The organism is Flavobacterium sp. CG_23.5 (genome assembly GCF_017875765.1).
Taxonomy (GTDB): domain Bacteria; phylum Bacteroidota; class Bacteroidia; order Flavobacteriales; family Flavobacteriaceae; genus Flavobacterium.
In genome coordinates, this window is sequence record NZ_JAGGNA010000001.1 from 2,071,783 (window position 1) to 2,088,530 (window position 16,748).

Below are 16,748 nucleotides of genomic sequence, written 5' to 3' on the forward strand. Positions count from 1 at the left end.
AATTTAATAACTTAAAGATGCGAAAAAAACGGCGAAAATTGATGCAATTCAAGGCGAAAATTTCTTTGTATATTTGCAGCCTGAAAACTTTTGTAAATTAACATAAATGAATGAAGCGATTGCTTCGTTCCTCGCAACAATCATGATCGAAGATAAAACCCCACAACGCACGAGTATCGCACAATTAGGAGAATTTGGATTGATAGACCATTTGACAAAAAACTTTGAAATCAACCAGCCTTCCACTATAAAAGGAATTGGTGATGATGCTGCTGTTTTGGATTTTAAAGACAAGAAAGTAGTAGTCTCTACCGATTTATTGATTGAAGGCGTACATTTTGATTTGGCTTATATGCCGTTAAAACATTTAGGGTATAAAGCAGTCGTTGTAAATATCTCTGATATTTGTGCGATGAATGCTAAAGCGACACAAATTACGGTTTCAGTGGCCGTTTCTAATCGTTTTCCATTAGAAGCTTTAGACGAATTATTTGCAGGAATTACGCATGCTGCCAATGAATATAAAGTAGACGTTATTGGTGGTGATACTACCTCATCACAAAAAGGATTAATCATCAGTATTACCGCTATTGGCGAGGCTAATGAAGAAGAAATCATTTATAGAAATGGTGCAAAACAAACTGATTTATTAGTCGTAACAGGTGATCTTGGTGCTGCGTATATGGGTTTACAGGTTTTGGAACGCGAGAAACAAGTATTTCAGGTGAATCCAAATTCACAGCCTGATTTAGACGCTTACACCTATCTTATAGAACGACAATTAAAACCCGAAGCACGAAAAGATGTACGTACTCTGTTACATGCCTTAGAAATAAAACCAACTTCAATGATTGACATTTCGGACGGATTATCATCTGAAATTATGCATTTGTGCAAACAGTCAAAAGTGGGTTGTAATTTATATGAAGATAAATTGCCAATCGATCCGCAGTTTATAAACGTATGCGAAGAATTCAATATTGATAGCACAACGGTAGCAATAAACGGTGGTGAAGATTATGAATTACTTTTCACTATTGCCATGGAAGATTTTGAAAAAATAAAAGGAAATCCAAATTTTACCATTATTGGTCACATGACACAAGAAAGTGAAGGAATTCATTTAGTGACTAGAGCTAATACTCGAATTGCTTTAAAAGCACGCGGATGGGATGCTATCCGAGAAGAATAAAAATTTTAAATAAACAAAAAAAACGACATTTGAGAAAATGTCGTTTTTTTTGTTTATTGAATTTAAAAAGCATTAAAAAAGTAACCCTCTGCTTTTAGCTTCTCGAACTAATTCAATGTCGCTACCTTCTTCTACTTTTAACAATTCTTTTAAGTTTATTTTTCTTCTTTCAATTGCACCTAAAGATATTGGGATATATTGCGGAATATCATTCATCTTGGTTCCTTTTGATAAATGAAACAAAATTTGTTTGTCAAATTGGTCAATTTCGATAGTATCTTCTTCAGACAAGTTCAGCATTTTTACAACTGATTCGCTATAATAGGTTTTGCCTTTTATAACTTTATCAAAAGCAAAAAGTAATTCGTCAAATGTCAAATCATTTTTTATTACCAAACCACTTGGGTTGATGGTTTTGATAATGGTTTTAATTTTCAACAATTCAGTATACATCGTAAGCAAAATAATTTTGCAACTGGGCATGTATTCAGAAATCAATTTAGCTAAATCCTCTCCGTTATAAATCCCTTTTTCTTCGTACGGCGGCATACTTATATCTAAAAAAGCAATGTCAAAAATTGTTGAATCTGGGTTTGTAACAATATTATATGCCGATTCACAATCTTTGGCCTGACTAATAAAAAATTCAAATTCTTTTGGATTATATCTTGTAATCGCATTTTTATACCCTTCAATAATAAAAGGATGATCATCAACAATCAGTATATTATTTTTAATCATTGTCTTTGCATTTGAGGCAATTGTCATTTCTATGTAAGTATTTGTGTGTTTTCAAATGGAACTGCAATCGTAATAATTGTTCCGTTTCCTTTTTTTGATTGTATATCAACCGTTCCATTGCATTCTATGGTACGAGATTGTATGTTTTGCAATCCAATTCCTTTTTTCATTTTATTTATATCGAATCCCTTTCCATCATCACTTATGGTTAAAAATAAATCGCCATCCATTTTTTTGAGTTCCACTTTAATGGTATTTGCTTCAGCATACTTGTTGATATTTTGAAGTGATTCTTGAATAATTCGATATAAATTTATTTTACTGGAATTGCTCAATAACTCCCATTTTATTTTCCGATCAATGACCGCTATCAATTTGGGTTTGAATGTCTTTTTTTGATCTTCAAGTAAATTATCTACAATCGCAACGAAGTTATTAATTAATTCCGATTTCTCTCTATTCAAATCATGCGAAATTTCACGAATATCCTGTTCTATATTTTTTAATTCCGACAGATAATTATTTCTTCTTTGAATTGCAGTTTCATCATCAATTTTATTTAAACTATCTAAGTTCATCCTAATGCCAAACATTCGTCCCAACACGCCATCATGCAACTCCTGGGCAACACGTTTCTTCTCTTTAACTCTATTGGTTTCTATGGTGTTTTGCTGCGAAATCATCAGATTATAGATTTCCTCATTCACCTTTTGCTGTTCTTGTTTGAATACCAATTCTCTGTTTTTAGTTTTTTGAGCCTTGATTATGTATAAAAACAGCCCCACTAATGCAAATGCACTAAAACCAAATAACAAATTCCGGTTTTTAGCCGCCAAGTCTGTATTTTCATCTTTTATTACATCTGTCTCATACTCGATCCTAGAGAATTTATCTCCCATTTTTCGTTCTGCCTTTTGCAACTCTTCATTGATACGAATATATTCTTTACTATAAATCGCTTCCTTTTTGGGTTCAATAATTGCCAATTGATTCAATGCAACCAAAACATCTCTAGAAACACTAGTATTTCTAGCTAGGAGAAGTGCTTGTTTAGAATATTTAATCGCCTTGACAGTATCGCTTTTTGAAGCAAAATATTCTGATAAATGGATTTTATTGATAAATATTCCAGAAGTTAATTTTAAACTATCTCTCAGTTTCAACGACTGGTAAAATAGTTGCGGCAAGCCTTCAGTTTCTTTTAATTTAAATTTAGAATAGGCCAAATTATCCAACAACATCGCATAAATGGTTGGTTTTTCAATAGCTAGGTTGTTTTGTTCCAATCCTTTTTTAAAATAATTTTTTGCGAGCAAGTACTTGTGAAAATTGAGATAAAGAAATCCGATATTATTATAAGAAGTGGCTCTAGACTGGAATTCCTTAGGTATTATTTCATCATCACTAATAGCTAATGCTTTATTATGATACGCAATCGCGTTTTCATATTCCCCAAGCTCACCGTATATTATCCCCAGAAGATTATACGCATCGTATAAAATATTATTGGCTTGCTTCTCATTTTTAATTATTCGCAATACGATGAAAACCGCTTTTTCACTCCCTAAAAAATCCCCCGCCATATACTGTAGGGTAGCTTTATTAATCAGTGTTTTACCTACATTAAAATTATCTCCCAATTTAACATACATCTTTTCCGCTTTATAATAAAACAAGAAAGCACTGTCTGAAACCGATTGAGATACATAATAATCTCCCAAATAGGTATAGGCTTTTATTATATTTATAGTATCCTTAGCATTTTCTGACTTGTCTAAAACAAGGTGAACTGTTTTATTAAAGTCTTTCCAATCGTTTATGTTATAATACCGATTGGCAACTTTAAACATATTTACTCGGTTGAGTGAATCATTTTCCTGATCTACAACTATATCAAACGCTTTATGAGTAAATACTTGCCTTTTTTCGCGAGGTAAACTGAAATCATTTGCCAATGAAAAATAGGTTGAAAGGCTATCTTTAGATGAAATAACAAGAATGCTCCCTTCATTTTTTTTGAAACATGCAAAAAAAAGAAACAACAGAAACAATAATAATAGAGGTATGTAGTATTTATTTTTCAATAGTTGCTAATTAGATTTATCAAAAATAGCAAAATATACCTATTAACATAAAAAAAAGCTATCAAAAATTGATAGCCCTAATATTATTCGAAAAGTTTACTTAAAATTATTAGTCCACTTTCACATTACCTTGTGATGTCCCAGTTCCTCCGATAATATCTAATTTCATATTGCCTTGTGAAGTCCCAGTTCCTCCAACAATATCTACTTTCACATTGCCTTGTGAAGTCCCAGTTCCTCCAATGATATTTACATTAGCATCACCATTTATAATATTATCTGTTTTTGACGTGGTAAATGAAGTTAAGATCATTACTAAAGAGAATAATCCGATTGTTACGATTGATTTTTTCATGATTTGAGTTTTTTATGTTTTTATATGATTTTACTTTTTTTAGGATTCCTTTAGCAAGAAATTCTTTAGTAAAACTACATAGGTATTCTTAATTTTTCCTACAAAAAAAAAGGTTTATGGTAGAATGTACTCAAATGATAGTGGATGAATATCAAACTAGGGTAGATGACTATTTTTTAAATTTCAAGATAATTTCCATTATTGAATTCGGAGATAATAAGATCAATATTAGACTTATAGGATTTAGAAAAAGGAAGTTTAACTGTCGTGTTTTTAATATAACATACTGTATTGCCGGTATGGATTCTGGAAATGTAATTTCGGTTTACGATATAACTGTTATGGATTCTAATAAAAGGAGCGGACAGAATCCCTTCAAAATGTTTCAATGTTTTGAAAGCCGTAATCATTTCACCATTATTCAGATGAATGTCAGTTGAATTATTATCTGCTTGAAGATAACAAATATCTTTGGCATCAATATATCTATAATCACCGTAGGATTTCACACATAGGATTAATGGCTTTTCCTCACTTGTAGGTTTCTGCTGTGGTAAATTAGTAGGTATTTCATCTAGTATAATTGATTGCTCTGTTGTTGTTTGAGATTGAATCTCAGATTTATTCAATTTCAGAATCAATTTTATAAAGTCGATTTTCATCAATGGCTTTAGCAGATAATCTGTTACTCCATATTGTATTGCTTCGAAAGCTAAATCTTTCTTACTAGTCGTAATAATGATTTTTGGAATTACTTGTAAATACCTATGTAATTCATTGATAAGATTTAGCGATAAATTGCTCTCTTTTTTGGCTGAGTCAATTTCGAGAAAAATTAAATCCGGCTGATGTTCTAATATAAGATTAAGTCCAGCTGTATAATTATTTGCTTCTGCCACAAAGATAAGCTCCGAAAAGCCATCAGCAACGGCTTTCGTATTCAAAACACTTTCTTGATTATCGTCAATAATAATGTACGAATAATTCATCAATTGTTTTTCCTGATATGATTAGGCATTTTATCGAAGGTCCAAAGTAAAATATACTTCAAATTATTAAATTAATATGAGTAGTTTGGGTAAATCAATTAAGCGAAAAAAGAAACTTTTTACCTCAATATTCTTGTTTAACTTTCTAAAAATAAGCATTTAACCATTTTTCAATAGGTCTTGTTAATATGTTTTAAACAAATGTTAATACATTAGGATGAAGTGCAAATAAATCCGATAAAATACATAAATTCCTGTTGTAAAAGAAACTCCGAATTAAATACATTTCGTATTTCGGGATTAAAAAATATTTTTTTTGTTAAACTAAAAAAAGCTTTCCAAAACGGAAAGCTTTTCTACTATAAACTAAAATGTAATTACATTTTCATTAACCAGTTTTTCATCGAAACTTCATTCTCAATGATTGATTTCAAATCGGCGATTTTTACACGATCTTGTTTCATCGTATCTCTATGACGAATCGTTACCGTTTGGTCCTCTATCGTTTGATGATCGACCGTGATACAAAAGGGTGTTCCCAGCGCATCTTGTCTTCTATAACGTCTTCCTACAGCATCTTTTTCATCATAGGCTACATTGAAATCCCACCTCAAATCATCTACGATTTTATGTGCAATTTCAGGTAATCCATCTTTTTTTACTAATGGTAAAATAGCTGCTTTTGTTGGAGCTAATACAGAAGGTAATTTCAATACTGTTCTTGTAGATCCGTCTTCCAATGTTTCTTCTTTTAATGAAGTTGCAAAAACAGCCAAGAACATTCTGTCCAATCCTACTGAAGTTTCCACCACATAAGGAACATAATTCTGATTCAATTCCCCATCAAAATATTGTAATTTTCTACCTGAAAACTGTTCGTGTGCTTTCAAATCAAAATCAGTACGAGAGTGAATTCCTTCCAATTCTTTAAATCCAAATGGAAAATTAAATTCAATATCTGCCGCTGCATTTGCATAATGCGCTAATTTTTCATGATCGTGAAAACGGTAATTTTCCTTTCCTAAACCTAGAGACAAATGCCAGTTCAACCTAGCCGCTTTCCAATGTTCGTACCATTTCATTTCATCGCCTGGACGTACAAAGAATTGCATTTCCATTTGTTCAAATTCACGCATACGAAATATAAATTGTCTTGCCACAATCTCGTTTCTAAAGGCTTTTCCGGTTTGAGCAATTCCAAAAGGAACTTTCATTCGACCTGATTTTTGTACATTTAAGAAATTCACAAAAATACCTTGAGCAGTTTCTGGTCGTAAATATAAATCCATTGCTGAATCTGCTGACGCTCCTAATTTTGTACCAAACATCAAGTTAAATTGACGCACTTCGGTCCAGTTTCTAGAACCGGTTTCTGGGTCGGCAATTTCCAGTTCTTCGATTAATGCTTTTACATCTTCAAGATCTTCGTTACCAAGCGAACGAGCCATTCTTTCTAGAATTTCTCTTTCTTTAGCTTTATACTCAACAACTCTGGCATTTGTAGTTACAAATTCCTGTTCGTTGAACGCATCACCAAAACGAGTTCTTGCTTTTTCTATTTCTTTGATTGCTTTTTGATTTAGCTTTTCGGCATAATCTTCAATCAAAACATCGGCTCTATATCTTTTTTTTGAATCTTTGTTGTCAATCAATGGATCGTTGAATGCATCTACGTGGCCTGATGCTTTCCAAGTCGTTGGGTGCATCAATATTGACGCGTCAAGTCCTACGATATTATCGTTCATTTGAACCATCGCCTTCCACCAATATTCGCGAATGTTCTTTTTTAATTCCACTCCGTTTTGTGCATAATCATACACTGCACTTAAACCATCGTATATTTCGCTAGACGGAAAAATAAATCCGTACTCTTTTGCATGCGAAATTACATTCTTAAATAAATCTTCTTGTTTTGCCATAATACTGCAAAAATATAAAAAGTGAACTTAAAAAAAGAAAATAATTGACTAATGAAGCAGTGATTTGTCTATTTTTATAAATAAATCACTTTTTTTATGTTCAAAAGCATTATAAATCTCTTTTTTCCAACGGTTTGTTCCGGATGTAATTCGTTTTTGTTAACCAATGAAAATGTGATTTGTACGGTTTGCAGACACGATATTCCGTTGACGAATCATCATTTGAATCCAGAAAATGAAGCGTTCAAGAAATTCTATGGAAGAATTCCTGTTCTTCACACCTCAGCATTATTTTATTTTCATAAAAAAGGAATTGTCCAAGAGCTAATCCATAATTTAAAATACAAAGGACATGAGGAAATAGGAACTATTTTGGGTGAATGGTATGCCGAAGATTTAAAAAAGATTGATGTATTAAAATCTGTCGATGAAATTATTCCCGTACCCTTGCATCCAAAAAAATTAAAAGAAAGAGGCTACAATCAAGTAACCGCTTTTGGAACTGCGCTTTCCGCTAGTTTAAATTTAGATTACAATAAGTCTCTTCTGATTCGGAATGTGTATTCAAAAACCCAATCCAAGAAAACCCTTTTAGGAAGAACGGAAGGAATCGAAACTATTTTTGATGTTTCCTTTACAGATAAAAATCACAACAAACATTTCCTTTTAATCGATGATGTCATCACCACCGGAGCCACGCTTGAAGCATGCGCCCGTGCTTTGCTAAAAATTCCGGGAGCAAAAATCAGCATTGTTTGTATGGCAATGGCTCAATCATAATGTGGAAATTTCGATTGTGAAACTGTATTTAAAACAGAACGGCAATTTAAAACACTGTCATTTTTAGCCCTGATTACTTCACGTAACTTTTATTCTCATAGGTGTTCAGTGAATTTCGTTTGAAGTGGAAATCCTTTCTAGTCCTGAACTTGTTTCAAGATCCTGAAATAAGTTCAGGACTAGAAAGATTGCATTGGAAAGCAGGAAGATGCTCCTAAAAACAAACCTTTTATCATTACATATTGTATTAAAAAGAGCACACTATCAATTAATTTAATGAAATTATAACGAAATAGAATTTCCGTTTCCAAAGTTTAATGTCTAAATTTGAATAAATATTATTATAAATTAATTTAAAACAAACATATTATGGCTTTTGAATTACCACAATTACCTTATGCGTATGACGCATTAGAACCTTATATTGATGCGCGCACGATGGAAATTCATCACACGAAACATCATAACGCTTACATTACTAATGTTAATGCAGCAATTGCCGGAACAGATATGGAAGGCAAGACCATTGAAAATATCTTGATTAATCTTGATATGAAAAACATGCCTGTTCGTAATAATGGCGGTGGATTTTACAATCACAGCTTATTTTGGACTGTTATGACACCAAACGGTGGTGGATTGCCAACTGGCGATTTACTAGCTGCAATTGAAGCTGCTTTTGGAACTTTTGAAGAGTTTAAAGCAAGTTTCAGTAAAGCTGGAGCAACTCAATTTGGTTCTGGTTGGGCTTGGCTTTGTGTTCACAAAGGAGGAAAAGTAGATGTTTGCGGTACTCCTAACCAAGACAATCCATTAATGCCAGGTGTAGGTTGTGGCGGAACTCCAATTTTAGGAATGGATGTTTGGGAACATGCATATTACTTGCATTATCAAAACAGAAGACCTGACTACATTGAAGCTTTTTTCAATGTTATTAACTGGACTGAAGTAGCTAGACGATTCGCTTTAGAGAAATAAGCCGCCTAACTCCGAAAGGGGGAATTAGCATATTAGCCTAAAGAAAAAATATTAGTCTTTTTTCTCCCCTATTGTACTTTAATAAAAAACCGTCAATTTCAAAATTAGAAATTGACGGTTTTTTTATATTTTAGATTTTTTGCAATAAAAAAGGTGGAATTTCTCCCACCCTTTTTGCCCCAAATCTACCATAAACTTAACCTACTAATGTTGTATGGTGGAGTAAATTTAGGGTAGTAATATGTTCTATACAAATAAATTAGATGAATAACCTATAAAAACGTTTAATTACTGAAATACAACTGTTTATCAGTAAGCTCTGACATCTTTTCCTTCATAAAAATTCATAAACGCACGATTCACTACACGGTTACCACCCGGTGTAGGATAGTCACCAGTAAAATACCAATCCCCTAAGTTTTTTGGACAAGCTATATGCAAATCTTCAACGGTTTGGAAAATTATTTTAACTTCTGCATTTATTTCTGGAGAGCTCAACATTTCAGCAATTTTATCTGAAACTTCCTGTGGATGAAATGGCTCATAAATAGCAGTAACGTAATTTACCACTTCATGGTCTTTATAGTTTTCCTGAGATTTGCATTTTAAATACACTTCATCAACGATGTGATATAAGTTTCTTTCTTTAAGTAATTCTAATGCTGCCTTAAATGCAACTAAACCTTCCAGTTTAGCCATATCAATTCCATAACAATCTGGATAGCGTATTTGCGGTGCCGATGAAACGATTACTATTCTTTTTGGATTCAAACGATCCATCATTTTAATAATACTCATTTTAAGGGTAGTTCCACGTACAATACTATCGTCGATAATCACCAAGTTATCCGTTGGTTTTATCACACCATAAGTAACATCATATACGTGAGCCACTAAATCATCGCGACTGCTATCTTCTGTAATAAACGTTCTCAGTTTTGCATCTTTAATCGCAACTTTCTCCGTACGGATTTTTACGGACAGTAATTCTTGTAAAGAATCCTTAGTCAATGAATTCCTGTTTTCAAGAATGTAATTATTCTTTCTTTGGTTCAAGAAATCCTGAGCTGCTTCAACCAATCCGTAGAACGAGGTTTCGGCAGTATTTGGAATATAAGAAAACACTGTATTGTCCGTATCTTCGTCAATTGACTTTAATACAGCCGGTAAAATAAGTCTTCCTAATGTTTTTCTTTCCTGATATATTTCGGCATCACTTCCTCTGGAAAAATAAATACGTTCAAATGAACATGCTTTTTTAACCGTTGGAGGAAGAATTTCCTGCATGGAGACCTTTCCGTTTTTCTTGATAATTAACGCATTTCCAGGCTCAATTTCATGTACTTCTTCAAAAGGAACATTGAATACGGTTTGTATAACTGGTCTTTCAGAAGCCACTACAACAATTTCATCATCTTGATAAAAATAAGCGGGGCGTATTCCTGCTGGATCTCTAAACACAAAGGAGTCGCCATGACCCAAAAGTCCCGCCATAGCATAACCTCCATCTAAATTTTTTGAAGCACGGGTCAAAATTTTCGCCACATCTAATCGCTCTGCAATTATTGGTGACGCTTCTCTTTTGGTCAATCCTTCATTTTTACATTCTTGGTACAAATCAGTTACTGCGTCGTCAAGAAAGTGACCAATTTTTTCCATTACGGTAACAGTATCTGCCATTTCTTTTGGATGCTGTCCTAATTCCACTAAACTTTGAAAAAGTTCTTTTACATTAGTCATGTTAAAGTTACCCGCCAAAATCAGGTTACGGTGCATCCAGTTGTTCTGACGTAAAAAAGGATGAACACTTTCAATACTGTTTTTACCAAAAGTCCCGTAACGAACATGTCCCAAAAACAATTCTCCGATGTAAGGGATATTTTCTTTTTGAAGTGCCACATCATCTGCATATTCAGGATGAGCAGCCATTTCTTCATTTATTCTGTCATTTATTTGTGCAAAAACATCTTGAATAGGTTGCGCATGATTCGAACGCACTCTACTTATATAACGTTCTCCAGGCTCCATGTCTAATTTAATGCTGGCGAAACCTGCACCATCTTGTCCACGATTGTGTTGCTTTTCCATAAGGAGATACATTTTTTGTATTCCGTAGAAAGCAGTTCCGTATTTTTCTTTGTAAAATTCAAGCGGTTTGAGTAGTCTAACTAATGCTATTCCACATTCGTGTTGTAAAGCGTCGCTCATTGTAAAGTTGTTTGTGTTGTTGTGTTATTCTAAAAAAAAATTTATTTAACTGATTTATCTTGGTAACAATAATTAAACCAGTTGCAATTACTTGCTGTTTTTTAAACAAAAAAACCCCGTTTCCGAGGTTTTAATACATTATAATTCTATATCAAATTGTGTTAGCGATTTGAATTGTTGTAATCTTGACAACACTTCTTTTTTATCTAAATCAACCATTCTTTCGGTTCCAAATTTCTCGACACAAAACGAAGCTAAATTAGATCCGTGTATTATTGCATTTTTCATGTTTTCGAATGAAACGTTTTCACTCTGTGTAATAAATCCTGCAAATCCACCCGCAAAAGTATCTCCTGCACCTGTTGGATCAAAAACTTCTTCCAATGGCAATGCTGGAGCAAAGAAAACTTCTTTGTTATGAAACAAAAGCGCACCGTGTTCTCCTTTTTTGATGACCACGTATTTTGGTCCCATGGTTTGAATTTTGGCAGCTGCTTTAACTAATGAATATTCACCCGAAAGTTGTCTCGCTTCTTCATCATTGATGGTGATTACATCTACCCGTTTTATTACTTCCAATAATTCTGGTAAAGCACAATCCATCCAAAAATTCATAGTGTCCAATACTACTAATTTTGGTTGTTTTGCCATTTGATCCAAAACACTGCTTTGAACTAACGGATGTAAGTTCCCTAACATCACTACATCAGCATCTTGAAAATTATGAGGTACTTTTGGTTGGAAATCAGCCAAAACATTTAATTGCGTATCTAAAGTGTCTCTTGAATTTAAATCATTGTGATAACGACCGCTCCAGAAGAAAGTTTTTCCTCCTTTTACTGTTTCAAGACCTGAAATATCAATGTTTCTATCGGTCAATAAATCTAAATATTCTTGAGGAAAGTCATCGCCAATGACTGAAACTATAGCAGATTGTAAATTAAAAAAAGAAGCGGATAAACCGATGTAAGTTGCTGCTCCACCTAAAATTTTATCAGTTTTTCCAAATGGAGTTTCAATGGCGTCGAAAGCTACGGTTCCAACAATCAATAATTTATTCATACGTACGCAATATTTGCTTTTTAAAGGAATATGGAATTCGCATATTAAATTCGGTAATTAAATCGAATTTACGTTATGCTCATTTCATTTTATCTGTTTCGAATTAAGGCGCAAAGATAGTTTATAAGTTATATAATTGCAAAGACTATCAATCGTAAAGTTTTGCCAATTTATATGCCTGAAAATTCGCAACTTACAGTAACTTTTCTACTTCTTTTTCATAAAATTCATCGACTGAAAGTTGCTTTTGCATCGAAGCCATAACCGCTAATTCGTCACACCTTTCATTTTGAATGTGATTGTTATGTCCTTTTATCCATTTAAAGTCAACTTTCTGTTTTCTGTAGACCACAAGAAACCGTTTCCATAAATCTGGATTTTTTTTCCCTACAAAACCTTTTTTCTCCCAACCGAAAACCCATTTCTTCACCACAGAATCCACCACATATTTAGAATCAGATATCACTAAAACGTTGGTATTTGGATTTTTTAATTTTTCCAAACCTACAATGACACCAAGTAATTCCATCCTGTTATTAGTGGTATGACGAAACCCTTCATAAAATTCTTTTCGGTATGGTTTACCAACCCATTCCATAACAACACCATAACCACCGTTACCGGGATTTCCTTTGGCAGCGCCATCTGTATATATATGTACGTCGTGTGAATTCAAAATTAAGGCTTAGGTGTTAGTAGTTTTTCAATTATTTGAGGAAAATGTTCTTGTTCTAATTCGTGAATCTTTTCAGCTATTTGCTCGGGCGTTTCATCTCCATTCAAAACAATCTTATTTTGAAAAATAATATTCCCTTCGTCGTAATTTTCATTTACAAAATGAATCGTAATGCCGGTTTCTTTTTCCTTGTTTTCAACAATTGTTCTATGGATATTCATCCCATACATTCCTTTGCCTCCGTATTTAGGCAATAGCGCCGGATGTATGTTTATTATTTTATCCGGGTAAGCTTCAATAATATTGTGTGGGAATTTTAACAAAAAACCAGCTAAAACAATTAGATCAGGACGGAATGTGTTAATTTTTTGTAATATTTTACTTTCAATTAAATCATCTTTAGAGAAAACCACGACTGGAACTTGATAGTTTTTGGCTCTTTCAATTACTTTGGCATCCGAACGGTTTGTGAACACGGCGACGACAGTTCCAATTTTCGTTTCAGCAAAATACTTAATAATATTTTCAGCATTAGTCCCCGATCCAGAAGCAAAAACGACAATTTTTTTCATAATTAAACTCATTTATAATATGCAAAAAAAAGAATAAAAAACCAAATTAAATAACATTCAGAAGGCTTTGTCAAATATATTTTATAAATTAGTTGTCACATTTATTAACTTATTAGTTGTTTTAAAATAAAGTTTTTTATTTTTGCCAACAAATTAAATTCTAAAATTAAAGATTATGTCAGACATTGCATCAAGAGTAAAAGCGATTATCGTAGACAAATTAGGTGTTGACGAAAACGAAGTTGTAACAGAAGCAAGCTTCACTAATGATTTAGGAGCTGACTCATTAGACACTGTTGAGCTTATTATGGAATTCGAAAAAGAATTTGACATTCAAATTCCAGACGATCAAGCAGAAAACATCGCTACTGTAGGTCAAGCAATCTCTTACATCGAGGAAGCTAAAAAATAATAAATCGCACCCGTTTGCAATCCTGCAGGCGGGTGTTATTATTTTTTTTAAATTAAAAATTGAGATTGTATTTCAATCAAAAGATATTTATTGTAATACCCATGGCTCTTTTGTAATTCTAATACGACAAAAAAAGCATGGGTTTTATTTGTTTCAAAATAACAAAATAAAGAAGTTATGGTATTAAGACGAGTTGTTGTTACAGGTTTAGGCGCACTTACACCTATTGGAAATAACATTCAAGAATATTGGAATGGGCTTATGAATGGTGTTAGTGGAGCAGCACCCATAACTTACTTTGATGCTTCCAAATTCAAAACTCAATTTGCTTGCGAATTGAAAAACTTTAATGCTGAAGATTTTCTAGATAGAAAAGAAGCTAGAAAAATGGACCGCTATGCGCAATATGCCATGGTTGCGTCTGAGGAAGCAGTGCAAGATGCTGGTTTCAATTTTGAAAAATTAGACAAAGACAGAATTGGTGTTATCTGGGGATCAGGAATTGGTGGACTGGAAACATTTCAAATCGAAATGATAAACTATTCAGCAGGTGATGGTACTCCAAAATTCAATCCTTTCTTTATTCCAAAAATGATTTCGGATATAGCCTGTGGTCATATATCAATAAAATATGGTTTTAGAGGACCAAACTTCGCAACGGTTTCGGCTTGTGCTTCCTCAACCAATGCTATTATCGATGCTTTCAATTATATCCGTTTAGGACATGCTGATGCTATGGTAACAGGTGGTTCTGAAGCTGCAGTAACGATTGCAGGAATGGGAGGTTTTAATGCAATGCATGCTTTATCTACAAGAAACGACGATCCTAAAACGGCTTCAAGACCGATGGATAAAGATCGCGACGGATTCGTTTTAGGTGAAGGCGCTGGGGCTTTAATCCTTGAAGAATACGAACATGCTATAGCACGTGGAGCAAAAATATATTGCGAAATAGGCGGTGGCGGTATGTCAGCAGATGCGTATCACATCACGGCGCCACATCCAGAAGGATTAGGTGCAAAAAATGTAATGTTAAACTGTTTAAGAGACGCAGGTTTAAACGCAACTGACGTTGATGGTGTAAATATGCACGGTACATCGACTCCTCTTGGAGACATGGCTGAGTCCAAAGCAATATTACATGTTTTTGGCGAGCATGCATATACCATGAATTTGAATTCAACTAAATCAATGACTGGGCATCTACTTGGTGCAGCAGGAGCGATTGAAACCATATCTTCAATACTTTCATTGAAATACGGTATCGTTCCCCCAACCATAAATCATTTTACAGATGATGAAAATATCGATTCTAAACTAAACTTTACTTTCAATGTTCCTCAAAAAAGAGACATGAAGGTGGTAATGAGTAATACTTTTGGTTTCGGTGGTCATAATGCTTGTGTTTTAGTTAAAAAATTAGAAATCTAATTTAGATGCGTATAATTAAAAAAATATTTTCAAAATCCCGTTCTCTAGAAGACGGGATTTTTTTTGATTCTATCCAAAAAATATTGGGTTTTGCCCCTTTAAATCTAGATTTTTACAAAAAGGCATTCACCCATCGTTCTTCTAATCGCTTGGATGTTTTAGGAAATCCAATCAATTATGAACGGTTAGAATTTTTAGGCGATGCCATGCTAAGCTCAGTAATTGCTGCACATCTATTCAGCAAAGCACCTGCGGGAGACGAAGGCTATTTGACCAAAATGCGTTCAAAAATTGTAAGCCGAGAACACCTGAATGAACTAGGTAAGGATTTAAATTTAGTCCAATATATAGAAAGCAAAGTGCCACTTCAGCATTTTGGCGAAAACATACACGGAAATATATTTGAATCATTAGTGGGAGCAATTTATCTAGATAGAGGCTATGTTTATTGCGAAAAATTTATCCAAAAAAGAGTTGTTGTTCCGTACGTTGACATCGCCAGACTGGAAGGCAAAGTTATCAGCTATAAAAGTTTAGTTATAGAATGGTGTCAAAAAGAAAAAAAGGTATTTCATTATGATATTTTTGAAGATAACGCAATCGATGGACAACGTTTGTTTGGTGTAAAACTGAGCATTGATGATAAAGTAATTGCAAAAGCCAGAGCCACTTCTAAAAAGAAAGCAGAAGAAAAAGCATCCCAACGTGCCTATTTTGCATTCCAGGAAAAGATGGACAGAAAATAATATCAATTTTCTTAAAACTACAACGTTTTCGTTTATAAATTAACGCAAACATCTCATTTGAAGAGGATAAAACATCAATAGAAATACTATATTTACATCATATTTTGCACGAAATGGGTATTCACAAACTGGATCTTGGCGAATTTGACGAAATAGATTATTATCTTATTGCTATTCACACTTCATTAGAAGACTATCGTTTGGCTTATTTTATTAATCAAAATCTTCCGATTAATCTAAGCAAAAGTGAGAATGAAATTCAAATTAATATAAAAGAAGGGGAAACAAATTTCTCTAGATTTTATTATTTTGATGTTGAAAATGCTATATCCTGGAATTTGATTCAAAATAAAAGTGAAGTCATCCAACAGAAAAAAGGAAATAATCAGAATCTATTTTCAAATATAACCATGGAAGTGGCGACAAAGGTTTTTTTACTTCCTGAGTTTAAAAAGGTGGATTATTTCTTAAAGATAGAAAATACCGAAGATATTATAGACATATCCAAAATACAAACTATACTAAACAAAATTGATAGTATTTCGGCCATTTATACAGTTGAAACAAGTCAAATAAAATCAAAAAACAATTTAATTTTTTAAT

General features: G+C 33.2%; 16 protein-coding genes. 7 read left to right on the forward strand and 9 right to left on the reverse strand.

Annotated elements, in window-relative coordinates:
* Nucleotides 1–142: 142 nt before the first annotated feature.
* Nucleotides 143–1,192 carry a thiamine-phosphate kinase gene (thiL, locus tag H4V97_RS08885; RefSeq protein ID WP_196849013.1) on the forward strand — a complete coding sequence of 350 codons (1,050 nt, stop codon included), beginning with the start codon at nucleotides 143–145 and terminating at the stop codon, nucleotides 1,190–1,192.
* Between the two features lie 72 nt (nucleotides 1,193–1,264).
* On the opposite strand, the gene H4V97_RS08890 is transcribed toward thiL, so the two are convergent.
* From H4V97_RS08890 to H4V97_RS08910, 5 genes are all read right to left on the reverse strand, one after another.
* On the reverse strand, nucleotides 1,265–1,933 hold the full coding sequence (locus H4V97_RS08890; RefSeq protein ID WP_245345220.1) for a response regulator: 669 nt from the start codon (nucleotides 1,931–1,933) through the stop codon (nucleotides 1,265–1,267).
* A gap of 29 nt (nucleotides 1,934–1,962) precedes the next feature.
* Nucleotides 1,963–4,017, reverse strand: coding sequence for a tetratricopeptide repeat-containing sensor histidine kinase (locus tag H4V97_RS08895; RefSeq protein WP_196848795.1), 2,055 nt, complete (start codon nucleotides 4,015–4,017; stop codon nucleotides 1,963–1,965).
* A 109-nt stretch (nucleotides 4,018–4,126) separates the two neighbouring features.
* On the reverse strand, nucleotides 4,127–4,372 hold the full coding sequence (locus tag H4V97_RS08900) for a hypothetical protein (RefSeq protein ID WP_196848794.1): 246 nt from the start codon (nucleotides 4,370–4,372) through the stop codon (nucleotides 4,127–4,129).
* Nucleotides 4,373–4,548: 176 nt separating this feature from the next.
* Nucleotides 4,549–5,361 carry a LytR/AlgR family response regulator transcription factor gene (locus H4V97_RS08905; RefSeq protein WP_196848793.1) on the reverse strand — a complete coding sequence of 271 codons (813 nt, stop codon included), beginning with the start codon at nucleotides 5,359–5,361 and terminating at the stop codon, nucleotides 4,549–4,551.
* 377 nt (nucleotides 5,362–5,738) lie between these two features.
* Nucleotides 5,739–7,280 (reverse strand): glycine--tRNA ligase, encoded by a 1,542-nt coding sequence (locus H4V97_RS08910; protein ID WP_196848792.1) that lies wholly within the window; start codon nucleotides 7,278–7,280, stop codon nucleotides 5,739–5,741.
* 96 nt (nucleotides 7,281–7,376) lie between these two features.
* Here H4V97_RS08910 and H4V97_RS08915 point away from each other — a divergent pair, with 96 nt between their 5' ends.
* Both H4V97_RS08915 and H4V97_RS08920 read left to right on the forward strand, forming a co-directional pair.
* A complete protein-coding gene (locus H4V97_RS08915) occupies nucleotides 7,377–8,060 on the forward strand; it encodes a ComF family protein (protein ID WP_209549508.1) in 684 nt (227 codons plus the stop codon).
* A gap of 369 nt (nucleotides 8,061–8,429) precedes the next feature.
* Nucleotides 8,430–9,038 (forward strand): superoxide dismutase, encoded by a 609-nt coding sequence (locus H4V97_RS08920; protein ID WP_209549509.1) that lies wholly within the window; start codon nucleotides 8,430–8,432, stop codon nucleotides 9,036–9,038.
* Between the two features lie 309 nt (nucleotides 9,039–9,347).
* Here the strand turns inward: H4V97_RS08920 and H4V97_RS08925 are convergent, their stop codons facing one another.
* The 4 genes from H4V97_RS08925 to purN all read right to left on the reverse strand — a co-directional run bounded on the left by H4V97_RS08925 (nucleotide 9,348) and on the right by purN (nucleotide 13,556).
* The gene (locus tag H4V97_RS08925; protein ID WP_209549510.1) at nucleotides 9,348–11,246 is read right to left on the reverse strand and encodes an amidophosphoribosyltransferase; all 1,899 of its coding nucleotides are present in this window, start codon (nucleotides 11,244–11,246) and stop codon (nucleotides 9,348–9,350) included.
* 138 nt (nucleotides 11,247–11,384) lie between these two features.
* On the reverse strand, nucleotides 11,385–12,308 hold the full coding sequence (locus H4V97_RS08930) for a PfkB family carbohydrate kinase (protein WP_209549511.1): 924 nt from the start codon (nucleotides 12,306–12,308) through the stop codon (nucleotides 11,385–11,387).
* A gap of 193 nt (nucleotides 12,309–12,501) precedes the next feature.
* Nucleotides 12,502–12,984: a ribonuclease HI gene (locus tag H4V97_RS08935; protein ID WP_209549512.1), complete on the reverse strand. Its 483-nt coding sequence runs from the start codon at nucleotides 12,982–12,984 to the stop codon at nucleotides 12,502–12,504.
* A gap of 2 nt (nucleotides 12,985–12,986) precedes the next feature.
* Entirely contained in the window at nucleotides 12,987–13,556 is a 570-nt protein-coding gene (gene purN, locus H4V97_RS08940) for a phosphoribosylglycinamide formyltransferase (protein ID WP_209549513.1), read from the reverse strand.
* 175 nt (nucleotides 13,557–13,731) lie between these two features.
* Here purN and H4V97_RS08945 point away from each other — a divergent pair, with 175 nt between their 5' ends.
* The 4 genes from H4V97_RS08945 (at nucleotide 13,732) to H4V97_RS08960 (ending at nucleotide 16,747) form a co-directional block, all read left to right on the forward strand.
* On the forward strand, nucleotides 13,732–13,968 hold the full coding sequence (locus tag H4V97_RS08945; RefSeq protein WP_007137004.1) for an acyl carrier protein: 237 nt from the start codon (nucleotides 13,732–13,734) through the stop codon (nucleotides 13,966–13,968).
* A 177-nt stretch (nucleotides 13,969–14,145) separates the two neighbouring features.
* The gene (gene fabF, locus H4V97_RS08950; protein WP_209549514.1) at nucleotides 14,146–15,399 is read left to right on the forward strand and encodes a beta-ketoacyl-ACP synthase II; all 1,254 of its coding nucleotides are present in this window, start codon (nucleotides 14,146–14,148) and stop codon (nucleotides 15,397–15,399) included.
* Between the two features lie 5 nt (nucleotides 15,400–15,404).
* On the forward strand, nucleotides 15,405–16,145 hold the full coding sequence (locus tag H4V97_RS08955) for a ribonuclease III family protein (RefSeq protein WP_209549515.1): 741 nt from the start codon (nucleotides 15,405–15,407) through the stop codon (nucleotides 16,143–16,145).
* A gap of 113 nt (nucleotides 16,146–16,258) precedes the next feature.
* Nucleotides 16,259–16,747, forward strand: a complete 489-nt coding sequence (locus H4V97_RS08960) for an IPExxxVDY family protein (RefSeq protein WP_209549516.1) — start codon at nucleotides 16,259–16,261, stop codon at nucleotides 16,745–16,747.
* Nucleotide 16,748 lies beyond the last annotated feature (1 nt).

Bases quoted from the DNA above. Each gene is read 5' to 3' on its own strand.
- thiL (WP_196849013.1), top strand. From the start codon at position 143: ATGATCGAAGATAAAACCCCACAACGCACGAGTATCGCACAATTAGGA.
- H4V97_RS08890 (WP_245345220.1), bottom strand. From the start codon at position 1,933: ATGATTAAAAATAATATACTGATTGTTGATGATCATCCTTTTATTATT.
- H4V97_RS08900 (WP_196848794.1), bottom strand. From the start codon at position 4,372: ATGAAAAAATCAATCGTAACAATCGGATTATTCTCTTTAGTAATGATC.
- H4V97_RS08905 (WP_196848793.1), bottom strand. From the start codon at position 5,361: ATGAATTATTCGTACATTATTATTGACGATAATCAAGAAAGTGTTTTG.
- H4V97_RS08910 (WP_196848792.1), bottom strand. From the start codon at position 7,280: ATGGCAAAACAAGAAGATTTATTTAAGAATGTAATTTCGCATGCAAAA.
- H4V97_RS08915 (WP_209549508.1), top strand. From the start codon at position 7,377: ATGTTCAAAAGCATTATAAATCTCTTTTTTCCAACGGTTTGTTCCGGA.
- H4V97_RS08920 (WP_209549509.1), top strand. From the start codon at position 8,430: ATGGCTTTTGAATTACCACAATTACCTTATGCGTATGACGCATTAGAA.
- H4V97_RS08925 (WP_209549510.1), bottom strand. From the start codon at position 11,246: ATGAGCGACGCTTTACAACACGAATGTGGAATAGCATTAGTTAGACTA.
- H4V97_RS08930 (WP_209549511.1), bottom strand. From the start codon at position 12,308: ATGAATAAATTATTGATTGTTGGAACCGTAGCTTTCGACGCCATTGAA.
- purN (WP_209549513.1), bottom strand. From the start codon at position 13,556: ATGAAAAAAATTGTCGTTTTTGCTTCTGGATCGGGGACTAATGCTGAA.
- H4V97_RS08945 (WP_007137004.1), top strand. From the start codon at position 13,732: ATGTCAGACATTGCATCAAGAGTAAAAGCGATTATCGTAGACAAATTA.
- fabF (WP_209549514.1), top strand. From the start codon at position 14,146: ATGGTATTAAGACGAGTTGTTGTTACAGGTTTAGGCGCACTTACACCT.
- H4V97_RS08955 (WP_209549515.1), top strand. From the start codon at position 15,405: ATGCGTATAATTAAAAAAATATTTTCAAAATCCCGTTCTCTAGAAGAC.
- H4V97_RS08960 (WP_209549516.1), top strand. From the start codon at position 16,259: ATGGGTATTCACAAACTGGATCTTGGCGAATTTGACGAAATAGATTAT.